This window comes from Marinilactibacillus sp. 15R (assembly GCF_001895285.1).
In the GTDB taxonomy this organism is placed as follows: domain Bacteria; phylum Bacillota; class Bacilli; order Lactobacillales; family Carnobacteriaceae_A; genus Marinilactibacillus; species Marinilactibacillus piezotolerans.
In genome coordinates, this window is the sequence record NZ_CP017761.1 from 1,345,463 (window position 1) to 1,361,207 (window position 15,745).

General features: G+C 36.2%; 13 protein-coding genes. 11 read left to right on the forward strand and 2 right to left on the reverse strand.

Annotated features, from left to right (window positions below):
• Nucleotides 1-40: 40 nt before the first annotated feature.
• On the forward strand, nucleotides 41-1,360 hold the full coding sequence (locus BKP56_RS06500; protein ID WP_072693356.1) for an IS1380 family transposase: 1,320 nt from the start codon (nucleotides 41-43) through the stop codon (nucleotides 1,358-1,360).
• Between the two features lie 188 nt (nucleotides 1,361-1,548).
• A complete protein-coding gene (locus BKP56_RS06505; protein ID WP_072694337.1) occupies nucleotides 1,549-1,953 on the forward strand; it encodes a hypothetical protein in 405 nt (134 codons plus the stop codon).
• Nucleotides 1,954-2,202: 249 nt separating this feature from the next.
• On the opposite strand, the gene BKP56_RS06510 is transcribed toward BKP56_RS06505, so the two are convergent.
• Nucleotides 2,203-3,417: an HD-GYP domain-containing protein gene (locus BKP56_RS06510; protein ID WP_072694338.1), complete on the reverse strand. Its 1,215-nt coding sequence runs from the start codon at nucleotides 3,415-3,417 to the stop codon at nucleotides 2,203-2,205.
• Between the two features lie 175 nt (nucleotides 3,418-3,592).
• Here BKP56_RS06510 and BKP56_RS06515 point away from each other — a divergent pair, with 175 nt between their 5' ends.
• The 4 genes from BKP56_RS06515 to BKP56_RS06530 all read left to right on the forward strand — a co-directional run bounded on the left by BKP56_RS06515 (nucleotide 3,593) and on the right by BKP56_RS06530 (nucleotide 8,134).
• Nucleotides 3,593-4,198 (forward strand): N-acyl amino acid synthase FeeM domain-containing protein, encoded by a 606-nt coding sequence (locus BKP56_RS06515; RefSeq protein WP_072694339.1) that lies wholly within the window; start codon nucleotides 3,593-3,595, stop codon nucleotides 4,196-4,198.
• A gap of 2 nt (nucleotides 4,199-4,200) precedes the next feature.
• Nucleotides 4,201-4,959 (forward strand): ThiF family adenylyltransferase, encoded by a 759-nt coding sequence (locus BKP56_RS06520; protein ID WP_072694340.1) that lies wholly within the window; start codon nucleotides 4,201-4,203, stop codon nucleotides 4,957-4,959.
• 726 nt (nucleotides 4,960-5,685) lie between these two features.
• Nucleotides 5,686-6,984: a group II intron reverse transcriptase/maturase gene (gene ltrA / locus BKP56_RS06525; protein WP_232226938.1), complete on the forward strand. Its 1,299-nt coding sequence runs from the start codon at nucleotides 5,686-5,688 to the stop codon at nucleotides 6,982-6,984.
• Between the two features lie 223 nt (nucleotides 6,985-7,207).
• On the forward strand, nucleotides 7,208-8,134 hold the full coding sequence (locus BKP56_RS06530; RefSeq protein ID WP_072694341.1) for a 2-dehydropantoate 2-reductase: 927 nt from the start codon (nucleotides 7,208-7,210) through the stop codon (nucleotides 8,132-8,134).
• Nucleotides 8,135-8,227: 93 nt separating this feature from the next.
• Here BKP56_RS06530 and BKP56_RS06535 read toward each other — a convergent pair whose 3' ends face one another.
• On the reverse strand, nucleotides 8,228-9,409 hold the full coding sequence (locus BKP56_RS06535) for an amidohydrolase (RefSeq protein WP_072694342.1): 1,182 nt from the start codon (nucleotides 9,407-9,409) through the stop codon (nucleotides 8,228-8,230).
• A 605-nt stretch (nucleotides 9,410-10,014) separates the two neighbouring features.
• On the opposite strand from BKP56_RS06535, the gene BKP56_RS06540 reads away from it, so the two are divergent.
• The 5 genes from BKP56_RS06540 (at nucleotide 10,015) to BKP56_RS06560 (ending at nucleotide 15,711) form a co-directional block, all read left to right on the forward strand.
• Nucleotides 10,015-11,064 (forward strand): ABC transporter ATP-binding protein, encoded by a 1,050-nt coding sequence (locus tag BKP56_RS06540; RefSeq protein ID WP_072694343.1) that lies wholly within the window; start codon nucleotides 10,015-10,017, stop codon nucleotides 11,062-11,064.
• On the forward strand, nucleotides 11,061-11,951 hold the full coding sequence (locus BKP56_RS06545) for a carbohydrate ABC transporter permease (protein ID WP_072694344.1): 891 nt from the start codon (nucleotides 11,061-11,063) through the stop codon (nucleotides 11,949-11,951). Before BKP56_RS06540 ends, BKP56_RS06545 begins: the two co-directional genes overlap by 4 nt.
• 161 nt (nucleotides 11,952-12,112) lie before the next feature.
• Complete coding sequence (locus tag BKP56_RS06550) at nucleotides 12,113-12,874, forward strand: carbohydrate ABC transporter permease (protein ID WP_072696041.1); 762 nt, start codon at nucleotides 12,113-12,115, stop codon at nucleotides 12,872-12,874.
• Nucleotides 12,875-12,995: 121 nt separating this feature from the next.
• Entirely contained in the window at nucleotides 12,996-14,324 is a 1,329-nt protein-coding gene (locus tag BKP56_RS06555) for an ABC transporter substrate-binding protein (protein ID WP_232226939.1), read from the forward strand.
• A 67-nt stretch (nucleotides 14,325-14,391) separates the two neighbouring features.
• Entirely contained in the window at nucleotides 14,392-15,711 is a 1,320-nt protein-coding gene (locus tag BKP56_RS06560; RefSeq protein WP_072694346.1) for an MBL fold metallo-hydrolase, read from the forward strand.
• The last annotated feature ends 34 nt before the right edge of the window (nucleotides 15,712-15,745 follow it).

Consider the following 15,745-nt stretch of genomic DNA (forward strand, 5'->3'; position numbering starts at 1 on the left):
AAAGGTGTCGAAACCAACCATAAGAAAAGGAGTTCTTCTAATGACTAGCTTACACAAAAAACAGATTAAATTCAATTCTAACATTACCATTTCGCATACAGGTGGACGCTTATCTAGTGATTCCGGTTTGGTCTTAGTTAAAGAACTAATGAATACCTTTGGTTTCTCTGATTTAGCTAAACGACTACTTCACTTAAAAGAAAATCGTGCTTACTTCATACATGATAATCTAGCAATTTTTGAGCAGCTTATTATGCAGCTAACGGCTGGTTATTCGACAGACTCTTCGGCTAATATATTAAGACATGATCCAGTATTTCAAGTTATTCTAGGTAGAAATCAGTTAGCCTCGCAATCGTCGCTTTCGCGATTTCTAGACCGTTTTTCAGAAGAGAACTTAGATCAGTTACAGTCATTAAATCAATCATTAATTGATAAAGCGCGTCTGATTCGTAATGATACCGAGTTGATCATTGATATTGATTCAACACACTCAGATACCTTTGGAAATCAAGAACAAACCGATTATAATGCCCACTATCAAACTTATGGATATCATCCTCTAGTTGCCTTTGATGGACTGACTGGAGATTTCTTAAAAGCTGAACTACGTTCAGGAAATCAATACACATCTAAAGGTGTAAAAGCTTTCATAGAACCTTTACTGCAGCATTATAATCACTCCTTACCGAATACCGACATACTCGTTCGTGGAGATAGTGGATTTGCAACACCAGAGGTGTATGAAGCTTGTGAAGCCAACAATAGCCACTATGTTATTCGCTTAAAGAACAATAAAAAAGTGAGTCAACTAGCTGAAAAATCAGTTCTATATGGTGAAAATCAGAAATGGGAAGAGAGAGAAGTGCAGTACTTTTCAGTACCTTATCAAGCTAAGTCATGGTCAAAACCTCGTCGTCTCTGCATTCGTTCTGTTCGAGAAGGAGGAGAACTCCTTTTTCAGCATACATTTATTGTGACAAACCTATCAAAAAATGTATCCCCTGAAGTCATATTCTCTCTTTATGCCAAACGTGGAACGATGGAAAACTTTATCAAAGAAGCGAAAGCAGGATTTTATTTTGATAAAACCGATAGTCCACGCTTCTTAGAAAATCATGTAAGGATGTTAATGAGTTTACTCGCTTATAACCTCATCAACTTTTTAAAGACGATTGGGTTTGATGAACGAGATAAAGGTCTGACTGTTCAATCCATACGACTGAAATTACTTAAAGTAGCCGGGAAACTTGTCCAAACAGGTAGGCAAGTCTATCTTAAACTGTCTAGTTATCACGTTTATCATAAAGAATTCTATGCTGTCTTCGACCGCCTGAGGCGGTCCCATTCATGGGTATAAACTAAGCGGATACTATTTTTTTAAGAGAAAAGTTCCAAGGGATAAGTGTGCCCAAAATTATACAAAAGTAATTTTTGGGCACTTACAAAAATGAAAAGAGTCTTTAAAAAGATTGTTTTGGGCAAAAGTTATCAAAATAAATAAAGCGAGAATGATTTTTTTAAGAGATTTACTTAAAATACAGAGTTATGAATTATTCAGGATTACCTATGTTCCCTAATTTTCTTTTTTTTACGTTAAAGGATCCAAATAACGAAATGGTAATAAATAATAATCATCTTATGGTTGATATTATTGAACATGGCAGTCAGGGACTGTTTGCAGTACTCCTGATATTTATTATAAGTAAAAAAGAGGCTCCAATATTATCTGGATATATGATTTTCATATCTTTATTTTTACTAAGTTACTTTGTGCTCTGGTTAATATATTTTACAGTTGATGCAAATTTTACAATTCTTATGTTAATGGCTGTTATTCCAGTTATTTATTTTATCATAGCTGAAATATGGCTTCATAATCTACTTGCTGTTGTGATGACAGTTATTTTCGGGATAACTCATATTACAATTACCTATTTGAATTACCATTGACTATAATTGTAAACAGTTTGGTGATTTTAACTTAGAGAACTCTTCCTAAACCAATAAACAGACCAATATAGAAAGAGTTCACTCAGAACATATAATTCATTGAAACTTTTGAACAATGTTTGTCCGATATAACCAATGATGCTAATGTAAAGATCAGTAATACTAATAGAGTTACATATGCATTCAGATGTTGTGCTAGAGTATGAACTGTTTTTTAGAAATGTATAGAACAAGAAAAGGATTAAATTTTCACAAAAAATCTGTCAATTTTTCAAATTCATTTAAAGGATTATGATATTTAGAGTAAATTTTTAAAAACTCTGATTTTGCTTTTTCAAGGGCAGGAGAAAGAGTGGGATCAAACTGTGTTCTTAGTCCTTTTTCTAATTCTTGAAAAGCTTCATCGATAAAGTGTTTATTCTGATAGGATCTTGTAGAGGTCATTGCATCAAAGGCATCAGCTATGGCCAGTATTCTGGCATCTAGAGGGATTTCTGCTCCCTTTAATTCTGCTGGATATCCTTTTCCATCCCATCTTTCATGATGATATAAAACGCCACTTTTTAATTCTTCTAATCCTTCTATTTTCTCAATCATTTGTGTTCCAGAAGAGGTATGGGTTTTTATAATTTCATATTCTATATCAGTTAGCGTTGTAGATTTTGTCAAGATATCTTCAGAAATATTGATTTTCCCAATATCGTGAAGAAGCCCACTCAATCTCAAGTGCTTCAGCTGCTGCTCATCTTGATATTCAGGGATTTGTTTACCTAATGCTACAGCGTACTGACTGACTCTTTCACTATGTCCAAATGTATAATGATCTTTTGCTTCCATTGCTATAATAAAGCTTTGAGCGACTTGCTCAAGTGTTGTTTCCATTGAATTAATAACTGTATTGACCTGTTTATTGTAAAGCATATTAAGTTTGGACAATAATAGGTAGCTGAAAGTTGCAATGATTAAATATAGTAGTATGCGATTGGAAATATCAATACCATCTGCAACATACTGAGGATTAATCGGATAATGAATACTGACAATAAACAAGCTTAGCAATCCGATTATTGAATAACAAATAGACAAACTGCGTTTACCATAAAGACTAGAAATAATGGGAACCAGTAAAAAATAGCTCCAGGATTCTGAATACCCTGAACCAAAGTATAAGCTGATTGTTACAAATACAATAAATAACAAAACAAGATGAGTCTTTATTTCTGAAGAGATCTTTGTAAATCTAAAAAATAAGAATAATGTCAATAACACAGTGAAACAAAGTAAAAGCACACTAATATTTGCACGTGAAAAAGGAATATTAAACCATTGAAAAATAAAGTTCCAGCTAATACTCAGCACAATATAAATCATACAGACATTTAGAATTTGATTGTTCAGATTCATATCATAATTGTGAATTAGTTTTTGCAGTAATTGTTCCTTTTTATTTAGGGTTTTGTTCATGCAGTTTATCATCCTATTTCTTTTATTTGAAGTAAAGTTATTCCGTAAAAGTTTATCATTTTTTTGATTCAATGACTATAGAATTTTAAATTAGTATCAAATAAGGCTTCCAATTTGTCAAATTTTACCCTTTAATAGACATAAGTAATTAAAAAATAACAAGGAGTGTGTCAAAATGGATAACGAAGAGGAATATTATTTCGGGATAGCAGAGGGTACGTTGTGTGAAGAGGCAGTTGCATTACATCACCAGCGTTACCAAGAAGTAGGTTTTTTTAAACAAAATATGAAAGATCCGTACATAGAAAGTTCAACATATTTTATTGTACAAACACCTGATCGAAGTAAAGTTGTAGGTGTAACTAGGCTTATATTCATGTCCTTGGAAGAATTGCCAACGGTGAAACATTTCAATATTTTTGAAATTGAAAAATTAAAATTGGCTGGAATTGAACGAAGTAAGTATGCAGAAATCAGTGCATTTACTAAAATGCCAAAACATGATGTAGGATTAGGATTGATAAAAACAGTATTGAGTTATTCATTGAATAATGGTCTAACGCATTGGGTCTGTTGTATTGATGAAAGAGTTTATAGATATATGCATCGTATTTTTAAATTTCCATTTGAAATAATAGGAGAGCCAAATGTTTACTTGGGATCAAAAACTATTCCCTGTGTATTGAATCTAGCAGAATGTCTTGAAACGTTAAAAGAAAAACGAAGAGCTTTATATGATTATTTTATGAGTGATGAAGAAAAAGAAATGGAGGTATTATAATCATGGTTGAAGAACAATTTATAAGAAACTTAGGAATTATGACGGAAGAAGAAGTGCAAAAGCTACATGAGACAACGATTGCTATTGCAGGTTGTGGCTGTATTGGAGGCTTTTCTGCAGAATTACTTGCTCGAATGGGTGTCGGAAAATTAATTTTAGCAGATCCAGATACTTTTGATGTTTCTAATATCAATCGACAATGTGCAGCCACTTATCTCACCGTAGGGCAGAAAAAAGCAGAAGCACTTAAAAATCATTTGCTAACGATCAATCCACAAATTGAAATCGTATGCTACTTTGATGGCATTAATGAAAGAAATGCTAGTTCATTTGTAGATGGAGTAGATTACGTAATTGATGCTATTGATTATTTTGCTTTTCCGGAATCAGTTGCGCTTCATCGGGCTGCGCGAAAGAAAGAATTATTTATCACTACTGCAGTGGCGCTTGGGTTTGGAGCATCTGTATTGACCTTTTCTCCATCGGGATTAAAATTAGAAGAATATACCGGTATACCAGAAGATATAGCGATTGAGGAATTACGAGGTCAAACTTTTCCGCCCTCAGGGTATAGTAAAAACCTTCCTAGTTACGCGACAGATGAAAAGATAGCTAACTGGATAGAAAATCGTAGTATACCAACAATAAGTGTAGGACAAGCATTAGGACCTGGAGTTCTTGTTTCAAAATTGGTTTTACATCTATTAGACCGAAAAGTTCCGGAGATTGTACCAGATTATTTCCAGTTACAGTTTGAATAAAATAGATTTTTGTTAACCACGCTTTTGATAAAGAAGAGCAACATATTGTTTTGTTATGTTTGGTCTTATAAAAATAATCTCATTAAACAGGCAGCATTTCTATTGCTTTGATAAGGACAGAATATTACTTTGCAGTTTAAACAAATAAATTAAATAGTTCAATGAATAACGATAGTGCCTTCAGTTCCTATCGTTATTTTTTGGGTGCGCCCGGCATGGGCGATAACTTGTTGGTGAAAGTCCACTACAGACTTTGCAGTAGGAACTGTTAGCTGAAAGCAAGGGTGTCCATCGTGAGGTGGAATCTAAAGGAAGCTGGAGGCAAACACTCGCACTGACGAACAGAAACCTTATATGAAGGCTGAAGAGGGACGGATGAGTCTGCCTAACAAGACAAAGTCCAATACTGCACGAATCCCTTACAGTAAATGAGGCGGTGACATGAGTGGAAGGTTATCGCACCTTGCCTGGGGAGATCTGTCTAGCGATACAGATGTATCGTAGTAACAACGAATAGACAGAAGTCAGCCAATTTATTTGTGACGAGTAATCGCAGGAACAGAGGTCATAGTAGGGAAAACGTACCGAAGGACCGAACAATATCAAATACAAAGTAAAGACTGGAGGTTAGAGGAAGCGAAGACTACAGAAAACAATGGCAATCTGCGGAGGGATAAGGTGGAACCGAAAGAGTATGTAGATGTGTAGAGCTTTCTTCTAGGTTAAATGAAAGAAATGTATGGTAAGTCTCCATCACTGATGGAGCTCGTTGTAAGAAAAGAAAATTTACTCGAAGCAGCCCAAGTCGTTAGACGAAATAAGGGCGCTGCTGGAGTAGATGGCATGACAGTTTTTGAGGTTGAAGGCCATATTGAGAAGTATTATCTGCCCTTAAGGCAGAAGCTGCTTGATGGGACATACAAACCTCAACCTGTTAAACGGGTTGAAATCCCGAAAGCAAACGGTGCGAAGCGCAAGCTTGGCATACCGTGTGCACGCGATCGTGTGGTACAACAAGCAATCAAACAAATCATTGAACCCTATATCGACCCCTATTTCCTTCCGCAAAGTCATGGGTTCCGACCAAATAAAGGAACACATACAGCGCTGAAACAATGTGCCAAGTTCTATGAAGAAGGATATAAAGTGGTTGTGGATTGTGATTTAAAGCAATGCTTTGACACGTTGAATCACGACAAACTCATGTACCATCTTGAGCAGTTCATCAAAGATAAGATGATACTCAAGATTATCCGTAAGTTCTTGATGAGTGGTGTAACAGACCTGTCTGGCGAATTCGTAGAAACTCATACAGGCGCACCGCAAGGTGGTGTATTGTCACCCCTTCTCAGCAATGTATACTTACATGAACTGGATAAAGAGCTTGAAAAACGAGGACACCGATTCGTTCGATACGCAGATGACTTTGTCATTTATGTGAAATCGAAACGAGCAGGGGAACGAGTCATGAAAAGTGTGACTCGTTTTATTGAAAAAGACCTCAAACTTATCGTTAATGACGAAAAGAGTAAAGTGGGGTCTCCCACTCGTTTAAAGTTCTTGAGCTGTCTGATGATGAAAGTGAATGGAACCTATCGTTTTATTCCTACAAAAGAAGCCAAGAAGAAGTTTAAGCGTACATTAAAACGGCTAACGAGTCGTAAACGTCCAGGAAACTTCATTACTGTTATAAAGGAAATCAACCAAGTCACAAGAGGTTGGATTGGCTACTTTGGATTAGGATTTATCAAAAGATTCATATCAAACGAGATAGAACCATGGTTACATCACAGACTCAGACAGCTTATCTTAAAAAGATGGAAACGACCGAAAACAAAGATAACGAAGTTATTAGAGTACGGTTTAGATGAGGATAGCGCAAAACGGATTGGATTTTCAAGAAAGAAATACTGGCGACTATCCAAAACGCCTGAAGTTCATTGGGCACTTACAAACGAAAGACTCTACCAGTGGGGCTTAGTTTCACTAAGCCACCTAGGGGAGTCTGCTTACAAAAGATATTGAACCGCCGTATACGGAACCGTACGTACGGTGGTGTGAGAGGTCGACAAGTCAATTAATGGCTTGTCTCCTACTCGATTAAAATAAGTTATTTTAAAATTTATAAGTGTAATTGATAAGTTGTTAACTGAAATAACTTAACATTCTTAAGCTATCTCTAATAGTGTCTTAAGATATGGTACAATAGATAAGGAGATTTTAAGGAAAACAATAGGAGTGGAGAAATATGAAATTTGCAATTGCTGGAAGCGGAGCAATGGGTAGTCGTTTTGGATTTATGTTGCATCAAGCAGGAAACGATGTAATTTTAATTGATAAATGGGATGCACACATTCAAGAGATCCGTCAGAATGGATTAACTGTAAACTATAATGGAACAGAGAAAGTAGTAAAAATTCCAATTTATCGCCCTAATGAAGTTAAAGGAAAAGTTGATGTAATTTTCATGTTTACAAAAGCAATGTTTTTAGGGGAAATGCTGGAAGATATCCAACCAATCATCAAAGAAGACACACAGGTGGTCTGTCTATTAAATGGAATTGGTCATGAAACGGTAATGAAAAAATATGTTTCATTAGAAAACATTTTAATCGGTGTAACGATCTGGACAGCTGGATTAATTGGTCCAGGGAAAATAGACTTAGAAGGAACGGGATCTACTGAAATCCAAAACTTTGTTCCAGGTGGAGAAGAAAAAGCCAAAGAGATTGTTAAAGTACTTGAAGAAGCTGGGTTGAACGGGGTTTATAGTGAAAATGTTAAATTCTCAATTTGGAGAAAAGCATGTGTGAATGGAGCACTAAATGCAACTTGCTCTTTATTGGATGCTACGTTAGGAGAAATGTTCGAAACAGACCAGGCAATATCTATTACAGAAAAAATCGTTAAAGAATTTGTTGACGTAGCTGCAAAACAAGATGTGCAGCTGGATTTTAATGATACTGTAGAGTATATAGTGAAAAGCGCTAAAGAATTGGGTCATCATTATCCTTCAATGCACCAGGATCTAGTGCAACACCATCGTTTGACTGAAATCGACTATATAAATGGTGCTGTCGCTCGATTAGCTGTAGAGTATGGAATTGAAGCACCGACTAATGAACTAATCACCAAATTTATTCATGCAAAAGAACAAATATTAAAAGTAAAATAAAAACAATTACTGTTATACTTTTTTGAAAATTAATACTAGTAATATTAATTAATATGTATAAAAGCGTAGAGCTTGCTCTACGCTTTTTTGTATTTAAAATTCTGATTGAGATAAATATGCAAGAGCGTATTGAGCATATAATTCAGCACCAATTATTAAAGCATCTTCATCTACATTGAAACGACCGTGATGGTGTGCCCAAAGTGTATCTTTTTCAGCATTACCAGCACCAACTAAAGCAAATGCACCGGTTGCTTCTGCCATGTAATAACCAAAATCTTCAGCGCCCATTGTTGGCGGTTCTGCTCTTAGAACATCTTTACCAAATGCTTTAGCAGCGACTGCTTGAACTAACTGAGCAGACTTAGATTCATTGACAACAGGTTCTGTTTTTCTATCATATTCCACTTCAACTGTTCCGCCATATAGTTTTGCCAAGTGAATTGCATAATTATTTATTGATTCTTCGATTTTGTTTCTAGTTTTATTATCGAAGGTACGAATTGTTCCTTCTAGTAAGGCATTCTCTGCGATTACGTTAAACCGGCTGCCAACTTCCATTTTTCCAATAGTTACAACTGCAGGATGTAAAGGATCGATTTCTCTTGAAACGATTGTTTGAAGAGTTGATACAAATTGAGAAGCCATAATTGCAGCATCTACTGTTTGATGTGGCATTGCAGCGTGTCCACCTTTTCCTTTGAAACGAACAGTCAGCATATCTGCTGCCGCAAACGAGGGACCAGGGGGACAAGAAACTTTTCCGGATTCTAATTCTGACCAGATATGAATTCCAAAGACATTGTCCACATCCATGGTTACACCTTGTTCAATCATCTTACGTGCACCTTCAGCGATTTCTTCAGCAGGTTGGAATAAGAGGCGAACAGTTCCTTGAATACTCTCTTTCACTTCTAGTAAAGCAGCAGCAGCACTTAAAAGCATAGCAGTATGCGCATCATGGCCACATGCATGCATCTTACCTGCAATCATTGACTGATACGACAGTTCTTTGTTTAATTCAGTTACAGGTAAAGCATCCATGTCAGCTCTCAACAGAATAGTCTTTCCCGGACGCTCACCCTTTATTTCAGCTTGAATACCAGTTGGTTGCATTCTTTTATAGGGAATAGCCAATTTATTCAATTCCGCAGCTATACGATTTGTTGTTTCTATTTCTTCAAAGGCGATTTCGGGATGCTTATGTAGATCTCTTCTAAACGCAATCATTTCTTTTTCTATTGTACTGATTTTATTTTTAATAGAAAAATTCATTCTTTTCTCCCCTTATACTTATAAACTTACCCTGTATTGTCTTATAAAAGTATCCCAAAAGCAAGTTTATCAAAATATTTAGTAATGTCTTTATCTTCGAATTCAATAGTGAATAGAAAAGATAAATACAAAATTGTGAACTACTCATCCTTACCTGAAATTAAAGTTTGTTTACGCTTTGTGGTGAACACATATACTTGACGGGATATTTCTTATCAGACATCGAAGCCGTGTGTACCCGAAAAGCTCTCCACTAATACTGCAGCTCCAGATTTTAGCTAATCTAAATCAGGATACATTAGAAGTGGTTTTTACTAGTTTATGATTATAGGAAACAACTTTAATTTCTACGGACTCGATATAAACTCCATCGTTTTTTTGATAGTTCTTTAAATCTAAGAAATCTTTCTTAGATTTAATCAATGTACGTTTGGATAATTTACGTTATTTTCGTTTGTTTTACATAAGGATTTAATGTTGACATTATAGATACGTTCTATTTACAGGCTGTTAACATAGGTATGATAGACTGCAAGAAGATAAAAATGATACGCTTTACTACTGCCTATTAAGCAGATTGGTTCAATATTAAAGGAGTGAATACTGTGCAAGTTCATTTCAAAGATGTCACGATGTCTTATGGAGACAAAGAAGTACTAGAGAAAATCAACTTCACGATTCCTGAGGGGAAACTGGTTTCTATATTAGGTCCAAGTGGTTGCGGAAAATCGACAACACTTATGCTGATTTCAGGATTAACCTATCCTTCTAATGGACAGATCTATTTTGGAGATAAAGAGGTAACGAAACAAGATGCAGTTAAACGTAAAGTAGGGATGGTTTTTCAGAATTATGCATTGTATCCGCATTTGACTATTTTGGAAAATATCATGTTTCCGCTGAAAATGGAAAAAATACCAAAAAATAAAAGAAAAGAACGGGCATTAGAACTAGCGAGACTTGTTCAAATCGAAGAACAAGTAGATAAAAAGCCCAAACAACTTTCTGGTGGGCAACAACAACGTGTGGCGATTGCTCGAGCGTTGGCTAAAGAACCTTCCATTTTGTTGATGGATGAACCTCTCTCAAACCTTGATGCAAGGCTACGTATAGAGATGAGAGAAGAAATCAGACGTATTCAACAAGAAACAGGCGTAACAACGGTATTTGTTACACATGATCAAGAAGAAGCACTAAGCATATCTGATGAAGTGATGGTACTGAATGAAGGGGCGATTCAACAGAACAGTGATCCGATTACGCTATATCATAAACCGAAAAATCGATTTGTAGCTCAGTTCCTGGGTACGCCTGTAATCAATACTATTAAAGTGGCAGACCATCCAGAATTGTTAAATCGGCTTCGCTTATCTGAAATTATGAAACCAGAAGTACAGTCTATCGGAATTCGAGCTGAAAATATCAAAGTAACGACGATTGAGTCAGAAGCTTTACTTAGTGGAATCGTCAATCATGTATCCCGAGTCGGTAAAGATACAACGGTTTATATAGAAGTGAATGGACACTCCTTAGTTGCAACAAATCTAGGTGTTATTCCAGAAGAAGGAACGATGATCCATATTACTGCAGACATAGAAGAAATTCATCTGTTCAATTTTAATGGAAAGGTCATTGAACTGGAGGCTGTGAAATGATACAGAAGCCGACTTTAAAGAGTTCACTTAAATCCTTACTCTACATTGCTCCGATGATGTTGATTGTCGGGACATTTAATTTATATCCAATTGTACGCTCGTTTTTGATGAGTTTTTACGCTGACTATAACATTTTCACAGGAGAGGTCAGTAGTTATGGTATTAATAATTTTATCGATATTTTTAAAGATCCGGAATTTATACTGGCGATTAGAAATACATTCATATTTGTTTTGGGCGTCGTACCAGCTTCTATTGCCATTTCACTTGGTATTGCGATTCTTTTAAATCGAGTACAAGTATTGTCGGGATTTTTCAGATCGATCTATTTTCTGCCATTCGTAACCAGTACAGTAGCTATCTCGATCGTATGGGGTTGGATTTATCATAGCCGATTTGGACTACTGAATTATGCATTGGGACTGTTAGGATTTAGCCCTATCGAATTTCTGACTGATCCTAGTTACTCTATGCTGGCACTGATCATTATGGCCATCTGGAAAGGGCTGGGCTTCAATATTATCTTATTCCTTGTCGGATTAAATAATATTGACGGAAACTATTATTCTGCAGCCAAGATAGACGGCGCTAAAGGATGGCAGAGGTTCACGAATATTACGTTGCCGTTGTTAGGGCCAACCATGTTTTTAGTCTCTGTAATGGGCGTTATCAATAGTTTTAAAGTCTTTGATGAAGTTTTTGCTTTATTCCAAAGTAGACCTGGTCCGGCTGGTTCAGCAATGACAGTCGTTTATTATATTTTCCAGAAATTTTATCAGGAAAGCCAGTATGGAATTGCTGCTGCAGCTGGGATTGTTCTATTCTTGATTATTCTAGTCTTTACGCTGGTTCAAATGGCGTTCAACAAGAAATTTGTTCATTACTAAGAAGGGAGAGATTGAAAATGGAAGAAGTCAATCACAAAGAAACCCCGCTGATGACTAAGTTATTCAAAGCACGTAGAAAAAGTGAAACAGAAACTGTAAAAGACAGCAATCCTGCTTCAAAAATCGCCGTCTACATCCTTTTAACCATTGGCTCATTTACTATGTTGATTCCATTTTTATGGATGATTTCAACAGCACTGAAATCTCCGGCCGAAGCAGTCGCAATGCCGCCGGTCTGGATCCCTCAGATCTTTCGTATAGAGAACTTTGCAAGAGCGTTCGAAGTAGCCCCTTTTGGCAGATACTTTCTGAATAGTGTACTGATTACTTCTATATCTACTTTAGGAGAATTACTAACTACGATCCTAGCCGCATTTGCCTTTGCAAAGATGAAGTTTTATGGAAAAAATCTATTGTTTACGATTCTAATCGCAACGATGATGGTGCCTGGAGAATTGCTGATTATTCCAAATTATCTGACGATCTCAAAATTAAATCTGATCAATACGTATTCAGCTATGATTCTTCCCTATCTAGCAAGTGTCTTTTCCGTATTCATGCTGAAACAAAATTTTGAGTCAGTGCCTAATGAGCTATATTATGCTGCAAAAGTGGATGGAACGAGTGATTTTAAATTTTTATGGATGATTATGGTCCCACTTTCTAAGTCAGCGATTGTAGCCGTAGCAATACTCAAAATTATCGGCAGCTGGAATTCTTTTATGTGGCCGCTGATTGTAACGAATGAACGGCTATTACGTCCACTGCCAGTAGGATTACAAGCATTTACGACAGAAGCTGGAACCCAGTATGAATTACTAATGGCTGCTTCTACAATTGTAATTGCACCAATGATTATTATCTATCTATTCTTGCAGCGCTATATCATTATGGGTGTGGCAAAAAGCGGTTTGAAAGGTTAGACAACTTATTGATTACCGTGAAGCGAAAAACTTGAGTAATCAATAGGTAAATGATAAAAGGGTTTAAAATGTAAAAACCAAAACATAAAAAAGGGAGTTTTGATTAAACATGCAAAGCAGAATGAAATGGTTGAAGTTAAGTACAGGAATACTAGCGGGATCTTTATTATTGGCAGCTTGTGGAGACGGTGAAACAACTGATGACAGTGCAAGTGGAGAGACAACTGATACATCATCTGAAGAAACTACAAGTTCAGGACCAGTTGAAATCACATTCTGGCATGCAATGAACGGCCCTCACCAAGAAGCAATTACGGAATTGACGACAGAATTCAATGAGTCTCAAGATGAATACGAAGTTGTAGAACAAAACCAAGGCGGATATGAAGAATTGAGCCAGGCCATTACCGCAGCTGGCGTTTCTAATGAATTACCGACAATGTCTCAGCTGACAACAACAGATGTGCCTGAATTAGCGATGAACGAATTGTTAATCCCACTAACAGATGACTTTTTAACAAGTAATGGATTTCCTGAAGAAACATTGACAGATATATATGAAGGTTTCCAGGGAAGCTCAGAATTTGCTGGAGAAAGATATGCAATGCCGTTTTCTAAATCAACTCGTTTGACGTTCTTTAATCAGGGAATCCTGGATGAATATGGTGTTGAAGTGCCTACTTCTTGGGAAGATATCCAATCTTTAGGAGAAATGATGGTAGAAGCCGGAGATGACCGTGTAGCAATGGGGCTTGAAAACGGCTTTGAAATGGAATATGAAACAATGGCACGTCAAAACGGAGCTGAATTTATTAATGGAGACACACTTGAAACAGATATTGATTCTGAAGAAAGTGTCGAAGCTCTTGAATTCTTAAGTATGATGTTTGAAGAAGGGTATGCTCGTACGGCTGGAGAAGATGGGTACTTCTCAGGACCATTCGGCCGCGGTGAATCAGCTATGTATATTGGATCTTCAGCAGGATTAGCGCATGTTGAACCAGTTGCAGAAGAAAACGCATTAGACTGGGGGACTGCACCCGTACCAACATTCAATGATAATGAATTGACTTTATTTGCAGGTAATGATTTAGGATTATTCTCTTCAGCTTCTGAAGAAGAGCAAGCAGGATTCGTTGAATATATCAACTTCTTATTACAACCGGAAAATACTTCGCAATGGGCAATGGCAACTGGGTATGTGCCAATCGTTAAATCTGCCTTGGAAGATCCAGAATATATGACTTTCCTAGAAGAAAATCCTCGTTACGAAGCACCGACTCAAATGTTAGAGTACGGAATATCTAGTCCAGTTTTTGCTGGATACGGAGAATTCAGAAATGCTTTTACAGGTGCAATGGAAGAAGTATCTGTTAACGATGCTGAACCGCAGACAGTCTTGGAAAATTTACAGACTGAAACAGAATCTATTATAGAATCTAATAAATAAGACTTAATTAGCAGTAAACAATTCTTGTCTATACTATTAGGCAAGAATAATAGAGAGGATTTCATATATGACAACATACCGTTTTTGGAGTGGTTTAAAAACCATTGGAGGAAACATTGTCGAAATTCGCACAGAAAAAGCCAGAGTCCTATGTGACTTTGGCTTATCTGTTGCCGGACAACTCCCAGAAGATACAGAAGGTTTATCAGAAATTGAGTATTTGATACAGACAGGTAATCTGCCGGCAATCAAAGAATTATATCCAATTGAATCATTCAAAGAGTTGGATAAAACATTTTCAGCTCAATTACCAGAATTGGAAACGGTAATTTTTATTTCTCATCTTCATCTGGATCACATGGGCGGACTTCGTTATCTTTCAGAAAATGTAAAAGTTTATCTTTCAGAAGAAGCATATAAATTATATAATGAACTGGTAGCGATAAATGAAGATAAAGCTGTTGATTGCCAATTGATACTATTTGACTATACAGAATCGATCACAATAAGGGATATAGTAGTCTCTCCCAAACCTAGTGATCATGATTCTGTTGGATGTAGTGCATTCTTTATTGAAACACCAACACTTAAGATTATTCATTCAGGAGATTTTAGATTATCAGGCAAATATCCTGAGAATGTGTGGAAATGGGCCCATGAAGCTAGAGAATGGGAGATAGATGTCTTTCTTACTGAAGGGACATCATTCAGCTTTAATGAAGATCATGAAAAAAAAGAAAGTCAGTTTGCAGAACGAAAACAGTTGACTGAAATCACATTATTGGATGAATTAGCAGACTTGATTAAGGTGAATATGGAAAAACTGTTTTTCTTTAATCCTTATATCCGTAATGTTAATAGAATGTTTGATGTAGACAAAGTTGTTAAACATCAGAATAGAATCATGGTGTGGGAAGCAAACTATGCACAAATGCTGCATGCTTTTTATCCAGAAATGACTTGGACAGTATTAGAAGAAACGATCGATATGAAAAACCTGCCAGAATTTGTTGAAAAAACAATTTCACTTGACCAGCTAAAACAAGATCCTGGAGCATTTGTCTTACAGAATAGTTTCAAGAATATTCAGTATCTAAATGAATTTACTCAAGGGGTATACTTGCACAGCAATGGAGAGCCTTTAGGAGAGTATGATTTTAGATATGCTGAGCTAAAAAATTATTTAGAGCAACAGCATATTGAATTTATCTCTTTAGGAGCTAGTGGTCATGCAACTCAGGAAAGCTTGTTGAAAGTAGCCAAGTTAGTAGATGCAGACTATACTATTCCTTGGCATACTTTAAACCCAGAAATATTTTATGAATCTATTAAAGCAAATGATTTAGGATCATTTATTCCAGAATATAATAAAGACTATGAAGTATAAATTTTACAGGACAAGCTGATTCTAGCTTGTCTTT

Bases quoted from the DNA above. Each gene is read 5' to 3' on its own strand.
- BKP56_RS06500 (WP_072693356.1), top strand. From the start codon at position 41: ATGACTAGCTTACACAAAAAACAGATTAAATTCAATTCTAACATTACC.
- BKP56_RS06505 (WP_072694337.1), top strand. From the start codon at position 1,549: ATGAATTATTCAGGATTACCTATGTTCCCTAATTTTCTTTTTTTTACG.
- BKP56_RS06510 (WP_072694338.1), bottom strand. From the start codon at position 3,417: ATGAACAAAACCCTAAATAAAAAGGAACAATTACTGCAAAAACTAATT.
- BKP56_RS06515 (WP_072694339.1), top strand. From the start codon at position 3,593: ATGGATAACGAAGAGGAATATTATTTCGGGATAGCAGAGGGTACGTTG.
- BKP56_RS06520 (WP_072694340.1), top strand. From the start codon at position 4,201: ATGGTTGAAGAACAATTTATAAGAAACTTAGGAATTATGACGGAAGAA.
- ltrA (WP_232226938.1), top strand. From the start codon at position 5,686: ATGAAAGAAATGTATGGTAAGTCTCCATCACTGATGGAGCTCGTTGTA.
- BKP56_RS06530 (WP_072694341.1), top strand. From the start codon at position 7,208: ATGAAATTTGCAATTGCTGGAAGCGGAGCAATGGGTAGTCGTTTTGGA.
- BKP56_RS06535 (WP_072694342.1), bottom strand. From the start codon at position 9,409: ATGAATTTTTCTATTAAAAATAAAATCAGTACAATAGAAAAAGAAATG.
- BKP56_RS06545 (WP_072694344.1), top strand. From the start codon at position 11,061: ATGATACAGAAGCCGACTTTAAAGAGTTCACTTAAATCCTTACTCTAC.
- BKP56_RS06550 (WP_072696041.1), top strand. From the start codon at position 12,113: ATGTTGATTCCATTTTTATGGATGATTTCAACAGCACTGAAATCTCCG.
- BKP56_RS06555 (WP_232226939.1), top strand. From the start codon at position 12,996: ATGAAATGGTTGAAGTTAAGTACAGGAATACTAGCGGGATCTTTATTA.
- BKP56_RS06560 (WP_072694346.1), top strand. From the start codon at position 14,392: ATGACAACATACCGTTTTTGGAGTGGTTTAAAAACCATTGGAGGAAAC.